Origin of the sequence: Pseudomonas sp. B2M1-30, assembly GCF_025447575.1 — a bacterium.
Classification (GTDB): Bacteria; Pseudomonadota; Gammaproteobacteria; order Pseudomonadales; family Pseudomonadaceae; genus Aquipseudomonas; species Aquipseudomonas botevensis.
This window is the reverse complement of sequence record NZ_JAOEJT010000007.1, coordinates 162,568-175,118: the sequence shown is the minus strand read 5'-3', so window position 1 is coordinate 175,118 and position 12,551 is coordinate 162,568. Positions and strand designations below refer to the sequence as shown.

The 12,551-nt window shown below is 58.4% G+C and carries 11 protein-coding genes and 3 tRNA genes; 13 read left to right on the top strand and 1 reads right to left on the bottom strand.

Annotation, left to right across the window (positions count from 1 at the left end):
- Positions 1-3 precede the first annotated feature (3 nt).
- The 13 genes from glmM to N8H74_RS16030 all read left to right on the top strand — a co-directional run bounded on the left by glmM (position 4) and on the right by N8H74_RS16030 (position 11,918).
- A complete protein-coding gene (gene glmM, locus N8H74_RS16090) occupies positions 4-1,341 on the top strand; it encodes a phosphoglucosamine mutase (protein ID WP_217831041.1) in 1,338 nt (445 codons plus the stop codon).
- Positions 1,342-1,406: 65 nt separating this feature from the next.
- Positions 1,407-2,162 carry a triose-phosphate isomerase gene (tpiA, locus tag N8H74_RS16085; protein ID WP_217831040.1) on the top strand — a complete coding sequence of 252 codons (756 nt, stop codon included), beginning with the start codon at positions 1,407-1,409 and terminating at the stop codon, positions 2,160-2,162.
- A gap of 4 nt (positions 2,163-2,166) precedes the next feature.
- Complete coding sequence (gene secG, locus N8H74_RS16080; protein WP_011332406.1) at positions 2,167-2,550, top strand: preprotein translocase subunit SecG; 384 nt, start codon at positions 2,167-2,169, stop codon at positions 2,548-2,550.
- Positions 2,551-2,571: 21 nt separating this feature from the next.
- Positions 2,572-2,657: transfer RNA gene (locus tag N8H74_RS16075), tRNA-Leu, on the top strand.
- Positions 2,658-2,754: 97 nt separating this feature from the next.
- Positions 2,755-2,831: transfer RNA gene (locus N8H74_RS16070), tRNA-Met, on the top strand.
- Positions 2,832-2,957: 126 nt separating this feature from the next.
- Entirely contained in the window at positions 2,958-3,416 is a 459-nt protein-coding gene (rimP, locus tag N8H74_RS16065) for a ribosome maturation factor RimP (protein WP_217831119.1), read from the top strand.
- 47 nt (positions 3,417-3,463) lie between these two features.
- Positions 3,464-4,945 (top strand): transcription termination factor NusA, encoded by a 1,482-nt coding sequence (gene nusA / locus N8H74_RS16060; protein WP_217831039.1) that lies wholly within the window; start codon positions 3,464-3,466, stop codon positions 4,943-4,945.
- 27 nt (positions 4,946-4,972) lie between these two features.
- Positions 4,973-7,507 (top strand): translation initiation factor IF-2, encoded by a 2,535-nt coding sequence (gene infB, locus N8H74_RS16055; RefSeq protein ID WP_262148728.1) that lies wholly within the window; start codon positions 4,973-4,975, stop codon positions 7,505-7,507.
- 160 nt (positions 7,508-7,667) lie between these two features.
- The gene (gene rbfA / locus N8H74_RS16050; protein ID WP_262148726.1) at positions 7,668-8,069 is read left to right on the top strand and encodes a 30S ribosome-binding factor RbfA; all 402 of its coding nucleotides are present in this window, start codon (positions 7,668-7,670) and stop codon (positions 8,067-8,069) included.
- Positions 8,070-8,073: 4 nt separating this feature from the next.
- Positions 8,074-8,991 carry a tRNA pseudouridine(55) synthase TruB gene (gene truB, locus N8H74_RS16045; protein WP_217831036.1) on the top strand — a complete coding sequence of 306 codons (918 nt, stop codon included), beginning with the start codon at positions 8,074-8,076 and terminating at the stop codon, positions 8,989-8,991.
- Positions 8,992-9,131: 140 nt separating this feature from the next.
- Positions 9,132-9,401, top strand: a complete 270-nt coding sequence (gene rpsO, locus N8H74_RS16040) for a 30S ribosomal protein S15 (RefSeq protein ID WP_003221553.1) — start codon at positions 9,132-9,134, stop codon at positions 9,399-9,401.
- Between the two features lie 206 nt (positions 9,402-9,607).
- The gene (gene pnp, locus N8H74_RS16035; protein ID WP_217831035.1) at positions 9,608-11,713 is read left to right on the top strand and encodes a polyribonucleotide nucleotidyltransferase; all 2,106 of its coding nucleotides are present in this window, start codon (positions 9,608-9,610) and stop codon (positions 11,711-11,713) included.
- 129 nt (positions 11,714-11,842) lie between these two features.
- Positions 11,843-11,918, top strand: a tRNA-Thr gene (locus tag N8H74_RS16030).
- Positions 11,919-11,928: 10 nt separating this feature from the next.
- Here N8H74_RS16030 and N8H74_RS16025 read toward each other — a convergent pair.
- Positions 11,929-12,432, bottom strand: coding sequence for a hypothetical protein (locus N8H74_RS16025; RefSeq protein ID WP_217831032.1), 504 nt, complete (start codon positions 12,430-12,432; stop codon positions 11,929-11,931).
- Positions 12,433-12,551 lie beyond the last annotated feature (119 nt).

Here is a 12,551-nt window from a genome sequence, read left to right as displayed (position 1 = left end):
CTTATGAGCAAGAAATACTTTGGTACTGACGGCATTCGTGGTCGTGTCGGTGAATACCCGATTACTCCTGACTTCATGCTCAAGCTCGGCTGGGCGGCGGGCATGGCCTTTCGCAAGATGGGTGCCTGCAAGGTGTTGGTCGGCAAGGACACGCGGATTTCCGGCTACATGTTCGAATCGGCGCTGGAGGCTGGTCTGACATCGGCGGGGGCTGACGTAATGTTGCTCGGCCCGATGCCGACACCGGCGATCGCCTATCTGTCGCGTACGTTCCAGGCCGAGGCCGGTATCGTGATCAGTGCATCGCACAATCCGCATGACGACAACGGCATCAAGTTTTTCTCCGGCAAGGGCACCAAGCTCCCGGATGATGTGGAGTTGATGATCGAAGAGTTGCTCGATACTCCAATGACGGTGGTCGAATCGAGCAAGATCGGCAAGGTGTCGCGAATCAACGATGCTTCCGGCCGCTACATTGAATTCTGCAAAAGCAGCGTACCGACCGGAACCAGTTTTTCCGGTCTGAAGATCGTGATCGACTGTGCTCATGGCGCCACCTATAAAGTGGCGCCGAGCGTGTTCCGGGAGCTGGGTGCCGAGGTCGTGGTGCTGTCGGCTCAGCCCAATGGCCTGAATATCAACGACAACTGCGGCTCCACGCATATGGGGCCTCTGCAGGCGGCTGTGCTCGCCGAGGATGCCGATCTGGGTATTGCCTTTGATGGTGACGGTGATCGGGTATTGATGGTCGATCACACGGGGGCGATTGTCGATGGTGACGAATTGCTCTTCATCATCGCACGCGATCTGCAGGAGCGCGGCAAGCTGCAGGGCGGTGTCGTCGGTACGTTGATGAGCAATCTGGGGCTTGAGCTGGCGCTGGCGGATCTGGGCATTCCATTTGTGCGCGCCAATGTGGGCGATCGGTATGTGATTGCCGAGTTGTTGGAGCGAGACTGGCTGGTGGGTGGTGAAAACTCGGGGCATGTCGTGTGCTTCAACCACACCACGACCGGCGACGCGATCATTGCGGCGCTGCAGGTTCTGATGGCGCTGAAAACCCGCAACGAAGGGCTGGCTCAAACGCGTCAGGCCCTGCGCAAGTGCCCACAGGTGCTGATCAACGTGCGTTTCGGTGGGGGTGAAAGTCCGCTGGAGCATCCGGCTGTCAAGGAAGCCAGTGCTCGTGTGACGCAGGCGATGGCGGGTCGTGGTCGTGTGCTTTTGCGCAAGTCCGGGACAGAGCCTCTGGTGCGTGTCATGGTCGAAGGCGAGGATGAAACCCAGGTTCGCGGCTATGCCGAAGAGCTGGCAAAACTGGTAACTGAAGTTTCTGCCTGATTCGGCTTGCCAGCCATGATTGTGTTGGGTAACATCTGCGCCCACTTTGACCGACGAGGTACAGCATGCGTCGCCCTATGGTAGCTGGTAACTGGAAGATGCACGGTACCCGCGCCAGCGTCGCTGAGCTGATCAACGGCCTTCGTCATCTGGCCTTGCCAAGCGGTGTTGATGTCGCGGTGTTCCCGCCTTGCTTGTATATCAATCAAGTGATTGATGGCTTGAAAGGCAAGTCGATTTCGGTCGGCGCGCAGAACTCTGCGGTGGAATCGATGCAAGGTGCGTTGACGGGTGAAGTTGCACCGAGTCAGTTGGTGGATGCAGGTTGTTCCCTGGTGCTTGTTGGGCACTCCGAACGCCGCCAGATAATGGGCGAGCGAGACGGGATGCTGAATCGCAAGTTCGCAGCGGCACAGGCATGTGGCTTGATTCCGGTGTTGTGTGTAGGGGAAACCCTTGAGCAGCGTGAAGCCGGGAAAACTCTTGAGGTTGTCGGGCGTCAGCTGGGTAGCATCATCGAGGAGCTGGGTGTCGGCGCCTTTGCCAAGGCGGTGATCGCTTACGAGCCGGTCTGGGCCATTGGCACCGGGCTGACTGCAACGCCGCAACAGGCGCAGGATGTGCATAAAGCCATTCGCGAGCAATTGGCGGCAGAGAATTCTGAAGTGGCACGAGGTGTGCGGCTTCTATACGGCGGCAGCGTGAAGGCGGCCAATGCGGTCGAGCTGTTCGGCATGCCGGATATCGATGGGGGGCTCATTGGTGGAGCTTCCCTGAATGCAGATGAGTTCGGTGCGATCTGTCGCGCCGCGGGAAACTGAAAAAATGCTGGAAACAGTCGTAGTCGTTTTTCATCTGCTGGGTGCATTGGGCGTAGTTGCTCTGGTTTTGCTGCAGCAGGGTAAAGGTGCGGATGCTGGCGCGTCTTTCGGAGCAGGTGCTTCAAATACTGTGTTCGGAAGCCAAGGTTCCTCTACCTTTCTTAGTAAGTTTACTGCTATACTTGCCGCCGGTTTCTTCATAACCAGCTTGGGGTTAGGTTACTTTGCTAAAGAGAAGGCTCATCAGCTGACTCAAGCAGGTCTGCCAAACCCGGCAGTGTTGGAAGTTCCAAAGCAACAACCGGCTTCTGATGATGTCCCGGTGCTTCAAGAGCAAAAGTCGGCTACTCCAGCGACTGACGTACCTCCAGCTCAAGAGCAGAAGTAAGAAGAGTTTCAACGTAGTTTTGCCGAGGTGGTGGAATTGGTAGACACGCAACCTTGAGGTGGTTGTGCCCATAGGGTGTAGGGGTTCGAGTCCCCTTCTCGGTACCAATTAGTCAGGAGAGCCCGCTGTTGCGGGCTTTCTTGCAGGTGGAAGGTTACATTGACCCTCTAAGGGATCGGTCGTATACTTCCGCCCCAGCTTTGTCGCGGGGTGGAGCAGTCTGGTAGCTCGTCGGGCTCATAACCCGAAGGTCGTCGGTTCAAATCCGGCCCCCGCAACCAGTTTAAGGAGCCCCTTTTCAGGGGCTTTTTGTTAGCTGAATACTTTATGACGCCGATTTTCAATGGCGATCTCACGTGGGCTTTTTGCCCATTTTTTATTTGCAAAGCATGCACGAGGGGGTTCAGGTGTCGAGCAAGCTAGAACAGCTGCAGGCCTTGTTGGCCCCGGTAGTCGAGGCTCTTGGCTATCAATGCTGGGGGATCGAATTCATCTCTCAAGGCAAACATTCGGTTCTGCGAATCTATATCGATAAAGAGGGCGGCATCCTGATCGAAGACTGCACTGCGGTCAGCCATCAGGCCAGCGCGGTTCTCGATGTCGAAGACCCGATCAGTTCTGAATACACCCTTGAGGTGTCCTCTCCTGGCATGGATCGCCCACTGTTCACCTTGGAACAGTTTGCTTCGCATGCCGGTGAACAAGTGAAGATCAAGCTGCGCTCGCCTTTCGAAGGTCGACGCAACTTTCAGGGCCTTCTGCGTGGTGTAGAAGAGCAGGATGTCGTGGTGCAGGTAGATGACCATGAGTTCCTGTTGCCGATCGATATGATCGACAAGGCCAACATTATTCCCAGTTTTGACTGAGACGCGGATCCCGCGGATCCAATGGCTTGCGAAAGGCGAGGCGTACGATGAGCAAAGAAGTACTGCTGGTTGTTGAGTCGGTATCCAATGAAAAGGGTGTACCGGCAGGCGTGATTTTTGAAGCGCTGGAGCTGGCTCTGGCCACTGCTACCAAAAAGCGTTTCGAGGACGAAGTTGACCTGCGTGTGGAAATCAACCGCCACACCGGTTCCTATGAAACCTTCCGTCGCTGGACAGTCGTCGAAGAGAATGATCTCGACGATCCAGCGATCGAAACCTGGCCTAGCAAGGTTGCCGAAACGCATCCTGGTGCCAAGGTTGGCGACGTCGTCGAAGAGAAGATCGAATCCATCGAGTTCGGCCGCATCGCTGCGCAGACCGCCAAGCAGGTCATCGTGCAGAAAGTGCGCGAAGCCGAGCGCGCCCAAGTGGTTGACGCTTATCGCGAGCGCCTGGGGGAAATCATCTCCGGCACCGTGAAAAAGGTAACCCGCGACAACGTGATCGTCGACCTGGGCAACAACGCCGAAGCGTTGCTGGCCCGTGAAGACATCATCTCCCGCGAAACCTTCCGTGTTGGCGTGCGTCTGCGTGCGCTGCTCAAGGAAATCCGCACCGAGAACCGTGGTCCGCAGTTGATCCTGTCGCGTACCGCGCCGGAAATGCTGATCGAGCTGTTCCGCATCGAAGTGCCGGAAATCGCCGAAGGCCTGATCGAAGTCATGGCCGCATCCCGTGATCCGGGTTCGCGTGCCAAGATCGCCGTCCGCTCCAAGGACAAACGCATCGACCCGCAGGGCGCGTGCATCGGTATGCGCGGTTCGCGCGTCCAGGCCGTGTCGGGCGAGTTGGGTGGCGAGCGTGTCGACATCGTCCTGTGGGACGACAACCCGGCACAGTTCGTGATCAATGCCATGTCGCCGGCAGAAGTGGCGGCCATCATCGTTGATGAAGATGCCCATGCCATGGACATCGCCGTCGGCGCAGACAATCTGGCTCAGGCCATCGGTCGTGGTGGTCAGAACGTGCGTCTGGCGAGCCAGCTGACTGGCTGGACCCTGAACGTGATGACTGAATCGGACATCCAGGCCAAGCAGCAAGCTGAAACCGGCGACATCCTGCGCAATTTCATCGACGAGCTGGAAGTCGACGAAGAACTGGCGCAGGTGCTGGTAGATGAAGGCTTCACCAGCCTGGAAGAGATTGCCTACGTACCGTTGGAAGAAATGCTCAACATCGACGGCTTTGACGAAGATATCGTCAACGAGCTTCGTGCTCGTGCCAAGGATCGCTTGTTGACCAAAGCCATCGCTACTGAGGAAAAGCTGGCAGACGCCCATCCGGCCGAAGACCTGCTCTCGCTTGAGGGTATGGACAAGGATTTGGCGATGGAACTGGCGGTGCGCGGCGTAATTACCCGCGAAGACCTGGCCGAGCAGTCTATTGACGACCTGCTCGACATCGACGGCATTGACGATGATCGTGCCGGCAAGTTGATCATGGCCGCCCGAGCCCACTGGTTCGAGTAATTAGGCGCGGCCTGAGGAGAGAAGTGCATGACGCAAGTCACGGTGAAACAACTGGCCGATGAGGTCAAAACACCGGTAGAGCGCCTGTTGCAGCAGATGCGTGAGGCAGGTCTGCCGCACACCGCCGCCGAAGAAAATGTGACTGACAGTGAAAAGCAATCCCTGCTGACTCACTTGAAAAGCAGCCACAAGGCGAAAGTGGAAGAACCACGCAAGATCACGCTGCAGCGTAAAACCACCAGCACCCTGCGTGTGGCTGGCAGCAAAAGCATCAGCGTTGAAGTTCGCAAGAAGAAAGTTTTCGTACAGCGCAGCCCGGAAGAAATCGAAGCCGAGCGCAAGCGTGAACTGGACGAGCGTCGTGCAGTAGAAAATGCTGCCCGCCAGAAGGCTGAAGAAGAAGCCAAGCATCGCGCCGAAGAAGAAGCGCGTCGCCAGCCTGTTGCTGCGCCAGTCGCTGCCGCCGAGCCGGTTGCCGCTGCTCCTGCTCCTGCTCCTGCTGCTGTGGCCGAACCTGTGCGCGAAGCTGCGCCGGTCGAGGCTGCCGCGCCAGCTGCCGACACTCGCAAGCGTGACGAGCAACGCCGTCCGGACAAGCCACGTGCTGATGAAAACAGCCGTCGCGGTGGTGGTGATGGCGAGCGCAAAAATGCTCCGCATCGCGCCTCGGTCAAGGAAAAAGCGCCGACTCCACGTGCGGCGCCACGTACTACCGACGAAGAAAGCGATGGCTTCCGTCGTGGTGGTCGCGGCAAGTCCAAGCTGAAGAAACGCAACGCCCACGGTTTCCAGAGCCCGACCGGCCCTGTCGTGCGTGAAGTGAAGATCGGCGAAACCATCACTGTTGGCGATCTCGCCCAGCAGATGTCGGTCAAAGCTGCCGAAATCATCAAGTTCATGTTCAAGCTGGGTACTCCAGCCACCATCAACCAGGTACTGGATCAGGAAACTGCCCAACTGGTTGCTGAAGAACTGGGCCACAAAGTGACCCTGATCAGTGACACCGCCCTGGAAGATTCCCTGGCAGAGTCCCTGAAGTTCGAAGGTGAAGCGGTTCCTCGTGCGCCAGTCGTGACCGTAATGGGCCACGTTGACCACGGTAAGACCTCGCTGCTCGACTACATCCGTCGTGCCAAGGTTGCTGCGGGCGAAGCCGGCGGTATCACCCAGCACATCGGTGCGTACCACGTTGAAACCGAACGCGGCATGGTCACCTTCCTCGACACCCCGGGTCACGCCGCGTTTACCGCAATGCGTGCCCGTGGTGCCAAGGCGACCGACATCGTGATTCTGGTGGTTGCGGCGGACGACGGCGTGATGCCACAAACCATCGAAGCCGTTCAGCACGCCCAGGCTGCTGGCGTTCCGCTGGTGGTTGCGGTGAACAAGATCGACAAGCCGGGTGCCGACCTCGATCGCATCCGTAGCGAACTGTCGGTTCACGGTGTGACCTCCGAAGATTGGGGTGGCGACACGCCATTCGTTCCGGTTTCCGCGAAGATGGGTACTGGCGTTGACGAACTGCTCGAAGCCGTTCTGTTGCAAGCCGAGGTTCTCGAACTGACCGCCACTCCTTCGGCTCCTGGCCGTGGTGTCGTGGTTGAATCGCGTCTCGACAAGGGCCGTGGCCCGGTGGCGACCGTGCTGGTTCAGGACGGTACTCTGCGTCAAGGCGACATGGTGCTGGTCGGCTCGAACTATGGCCGTGTGCGTGCCATGCTCGACGAGAACGGCAAGCCGATCAAGGAAGCAGGTCCGGCCATTCCGGTCGAGATCCTCGGCCTGGACGGTACGCCGGACGCTGGCGACGAGATGAGCGTGGTTGCCGACGAGAAGAAAGCCCGTGAAGTGGCTCTGTTCCGTCAAGGCAAGTTCCGCGAAGTCAAACTGGCTCGCGCTCACGCCGGCAAGCTGGAAAACATCTTCGAAAGCATGGGCCAGGAAGAGAAGAAGACGCTCAACATCGTCCTCAAGTCCGACGTCCGTGGTTCGCTGGAAGCCTTGCAGGGCGCTCTGAACGGCCTGGGCAACGACGAAGTGCAAGTGCGCGTGGTCGGTGGCGGTGTCGGTGGTATCACCGAATCCGACGCCAACCTGGCACTGGCTTCCAACGCTGTACTGTTCGGCTTCAACGTGCGTGCCGATGCTGGCGCACGGAAGATCGTCGAGCAGGAAGGTCTGGATATGCGTTACTACAACGTGATCTACGACATCATCGAAGACGTCAAGAAAGCCCTCACCGGCATGCTCGGCAGCGATGTTCGCGAGAACATCCTGGGTGTGGCCGAAGTGCGTGACGTGTTCCGTTCGCCGAAGTTCGGCGCGATCGCCGGTTGCATGGTGATCGAAGGTGTCGTTCACCGTAACCGTCCGATCCGTGTACTGCGTGAAGACATCGTTATCTTCGAAGGCGAGCTGGAATCCCTGCGCCGCTTCAAGGATGACGCTTCCGAAGTACGTGCCGGCATGGAATGCGGTATCGGCGTGAAGAGCTACAACGACGTCAAGGTCGGCGACAAGATCGAAGTCTTCGAGAAGGTTCAGGTTGCTCGCAGCCTCTGACTCGCGCACTTCAAGAGCTGTGATGGCCTGGCGCAGTGAGCTGCGCAGTCCATCACGCGGACTCTAAACGCAACGCCCGGTCTGGCATTTGTCAGGCCGGGCGTTTGCCGCTTTCAGACCTTGCGGGTTTCACCGCAGGGCAGTAACAGGTAACAAAATCATGGCAAAAGAATACAGCCGTACCCAACGTATCGGCGATCAGATGCAGCGTGAGCTGGCCCAGCTGATCCGTCGTGAAGTCAAAGACCCGCGTGTCGGCCTGGTCACCATTACCGCTGTGGATGTCAGCCGTGACGTGGGTCACGCGAAGATTTTCATCACCGTGATGGGGCAGGAAGGCGCCGCCGACATCGCACAAAGCATCAAGGTGCTCAACGCTGCCGCCGGTTTCCTGCGCATGCAACTGGGTCGTGAAATGAAGCTGCGCAGTGTGCCGCAGTTGCACTTCCACTACGACGAAAGCGTCGCCCGTGGTGCGCACTTGTCGGCGCTGATCGAGCGTGCCGTGGCTGAAGACAGCCAGCACGTGGATGCGGCCGAACCTGAAGACACCAAGGAGTAATTCGGTGGCTCAGGTCAAACGTATCCGTCGTAACGTCAGCGGTATCATCCTGCTCGACAAGCCGCTGGGGTTCACCTCCAACGCCGCGTTGCAGAAGGTTCGCTGGCTGCTCAATGCCGAGAAGGCCGGTCATACCGGCAGCCTCGATCCGCTGGCCACCGGCGTGCTGCCGCTGTGCTTCGGCGAGGCGACCAAGTTCTCGCAGTACCTGCTCGATTCCGACAAGGGTTATGAAACCCTGGCGCAACTGGGCAAAACCACTACCACGGCGGACGCCGAGGGCGAGGTTTTGCAGGAGCGTCCGGTGACCGTTGGTCGCGCCGATGTCGAAGCGGCATTGCCGAAATTTCGCGGGCAAATCAGCCAGATACCGCCGATGTACTCGGCGCTCAAGCGTGATGGCCAGCCGCTGTACAAGCTGGCTCGTGCAGGCGAAGTAGTGGAGCGTGAAGCGCGTTCTGTTACTATTGCGCGCTTGGAATTACTGGCCTTCGAAGGCGATACTGCGCGACTTGCGGTGGATTGCAGCAAAGGCACCTATATCCGCACTCTGGTGGAGGATATCGGTGAGCAACTCGGTTGTGGTGCGTACGTCGCTGAATTGCGCCGTACCCAGGCCGGGCCTTTCACCCTGGCGCAGACCGTCACGCTCGAAGAGCTGGAAGCGGCACATGCCGAAGGCGGCAACGAAGCGGTCGACCGCTTCCTGATGCCATCGGACAGCGGCCTGCAGGATTGGCCACTGCTGCACTTCTCGGAAGCGAGCGCGTTCTACTGGCTCAACGGCCAGCCGGTACGTGCCCCGGATGCTCCGAAGTTCGGCATGGTGCGGGTACAGGATCACAATGGTCGCTTCATCGGTATCGGTGAAGTGAGCGAAGACGGGCGCATCGCGCCGCGTCGACTGATTCGGTCGGAATGACCGAAACCGGTCTGTGTAACAGCAGGCTGGCGAGGGTGGCTGTCAACAGGCACGGTCACTTCTCATTTATAGATACAGGGATTTGTCCCTGGCCTGTTGAAACTGTTTTTGAAACAGTTTCCTGATAAAAGGATTGCCTCATGGCTCTCGACGTTCAAGAAAAAGCTCAAATCGTTGCTGACTACCAGCAAGCTGTTGGTGACACTGGTTCGCCAGAAGTGCAAGTTGCACTGCTGACCGCCAACATCAACAAACTGCAAGGTCACTTCAAGGCCAACGGTAAAGATCACCACTCCCGTCGTGGTCTGATCCGCATGGTTAACCAGCGCCGTAAGCTGCTGGACTACCTGAAAGGCAAAGATCTGAGCCGTTACAGCGCTCTGATCGGCCGCCTGGGTCTGCGTCGCTAATCAGCGATTGCGCTATGAGGTTGGTGGTCTGTCAGACGTCAGCGGTTTTCCGCCGGCGTCCGGCAGGCTCCCAGCCTCTAGTTTTATCTGCGACACCTGATTTACTCGAACACCCCGGACAATCCGCATCGGGCCGATTCCCGACATTGCCCAAGAATTTCGCAAGAAACCAGTTCCCCCAAGAGCCACAAAGAAGGTAGGACACCGTGAACCCGGTAATCAAGAAATTCCAGTTCGGTCAATCGACCGTTACCCTCGAGACTGGCCGTATTGCCCGTCAGGCCTCCGGCGCAGTGCTGGTCACCGTTGACGACGACGTCAGCGTATTGGTGACCGTCGTCGGTGCCAAGCAAGCCGATCCAGGCAAAGGCTTTTTCCCTCTGTCCGTTCACTACCAGGAAAAGACTTACGCTGCCGGTAAGATCCCTGGCGGTTTCTTCAAGCGCGAAGGCCGTCCTTCCGAGAAAGAAACCCTGACTTCCCGACTGATCGACCGTCCGATCCGTCCACTGTTCCCTGAAGGCTTCATGAACGAAGTGCAGGTTGTCTGCACCGTCGTTTCCACCAGCAAGAAGACCGATCCGGACATCGCTGCGATGATCGGTACTTCGGCTGCCCTGGCTATCTCGGGCATCCCGTTCGACGGCCCGATCGGCGCCGCCCGCGTTGCTTTCCACGAAAGCACCGGCTACCTGCTGAACCCGACTTACGAGCAGCAGGCTGCCTCGAGCCTGGACATGGTCGTTGCCGGTACTTCGGACGCCGTGCTGATGGTTGAATCGGAAGCCAAAGAGCTGACCGAAGACCAGATGCTGGGCGCGGTACTGTTTGCTCACGACGAGTTCCAGGTGGTGATCAACGCCGTTAAAGAACTGGCCGCTGAAGCTGCCAAGCCAACCTGGACCTGGGCTCCGGCTCCAGAAGCCACCGAACTGCTGGGTGCGATCCGTGCCGAGTTCGGCGACGCAATCTCCCAGGCCTACACCATCACCATCAAGGCCGACCGCTACGCGCGTCTGGGCGAGCTGCGTGACCAGGTCGTTGCCAAGCTGTCCGGTGAAGAAGGTCAGCCTTCGTCCAGCGAAGTCAAAGCCGCTTTCGGCGAAATCGAATACCGCACCGTTCGCGAAAACATCGTAAACGGCAAGCCACGTATCGACGGCCGCGACACTCGCACCGTACGTCCGCTGAACATCGAAGTCGGCGTTCTGCCGAAGACCCACGGTTCGGCACTGTTCACCCGTGGCGAAACCCAGGCTCTGGTCGTCGCGACGCTGGGTACTGCCCGTGACGCACAACTGCTGGACACCCTGGAAGGCGAGAAAAAAGACCCGTTCATGCTGCACTACAACTTCCCTCCGTTCTCGGTGGGCGAGTGTGGTCGCATGGGTGGCGCCGGTCGTCGCGAAATCGGTCACGGCCGTCTGGCCCGCCGTTCGGTTTCGGCCATGCTGCCAGCCGCTGACGTGTTCCCGTACACCATCCGCGTGGTTTCGGAAATCACCGAGTCCAACGGTTCGAGCTCGATGGCTTCCGTTTGCGGCGCTTCCCTGGCCCTGATGGACGCTGGTGTGCCGATGAAGGCACCGGTTGCCGGTATCGCCATGGGTCTGGTTAAAGAAGGCGAGAAATTCGCTGTCCTGACCGACATCCTGGGCGACGAAGACCACCTGGGCGACATGGACTTCAAAGTAGCCGGTACCGCCAAAGGTGTGACCGCGCTGCAGATGGACATCAAGATCAAGGGCATCACCGAAGAAATCATGGAAATCGCTCTGGGCCAAGCCCTGGAAGCGCGCCTGAACATCCTCGGCCAGATGAACCAGATCATTGGCCAGTCGCGTACCGAGCTGTCGGCCAACGCTCCGACCATGATCGCGATGAAGATCGACACCGACAAGATCCGTGACGTTATCGGTAAAGGTGGCGCGACCATCCGTGCGATCTGCGAAGAAACCAAGGCTTCGATCGACATCGAAGACGACGGTTCGATCAAGATCTTCGGCGAAACCAAGGAAGCGGCTGAAGCTGCACGTCAGCGCGTTCTGGGCATCACCGCCGAAGCCGAGATCGGCAAGATCTACGTCGGCAAGGTTGAGCGCATCGTCGACTTCGGCGCATTCGTCAACATCCTGCCGGGCAAGGACGGTCTGGTTCACATCTCGATGCTGAGCGACGCTCGCGTAGAGAAAGTGACCGACATCCTGAAAGAAGGCCAGGAAGTGGAAGTGCTGGTACTGGACGTGGACAACCGCGGCCGTATCAAGCTGTCCATCAAAGACGTGGCTGCGGCCAAGGCTTCGGGCGTTTAATCACCCCGACGCTTCAGCGCAATGAAAATGCCCCGCCGTGAAAACGGCGGGGCATTTTTTTGCCTGCGAAATATCGAGACATCCTGCGCAGTTGCCGGACTTCAAGACCGGTGCTAGGTTTAGCCCACCGCCCGTGTAGCTCAGCCGGTAGAGCAGCGCACTCGTAACGCGAAGGTCGCAGGTTCGATTCCTGTCTCGGGCACCAATCTCCCCCCTTACTTCACCTTGCGACTCAGGTCCTCGACCGTGCGTTTGAGTTGATCCATCGCCCGATCCTGATCGTTGATCTTCTGCTTCAGACTGGAAATCTCGCTGCTGTTGGAGCTGGAGCTTGATCCGCTGTTGCGCTTGAGGTCTTCGACCTGACGCCCGAGCGTATCGAGTTCGCGATCCTGTTCCTTGACCTTGTTCTTCAACTCGTCGATTTCCCGGCTGCTGGAGCTTGAGCTGGAACTGCTGCCGCGCTTGAGGTCTTCGAGCTGCTGAGAATGCTCATTGACGGTGGCACGCATCTTTTCCAGGTCATCGACGCCGATATTGGTCCTGATGATCACCTTGTTGCCATAGTCATCGTGGAGGGCGGGAATCTTGTCTCCGTAGGACGGGCTGCTGTTGCTGAGCTCGAGTGCCATGGCGCTTCCCGGCAGGGCCAGCACGCCGAGCAGGGCGGTCATTGCGGTAGTGGACACAACAGAAGAAATCTTCGAAAGGCTGCGCATCACTGGGGTTCCTTGTGAACAGCGAAGGGAGTGCCGATATGGCACATCGCTATGACTCGGAATCCGGATTTATGTTCCCGTGGTCAGCTTTTTGTGCGAGAGATGTAAAGTCCCGTGTC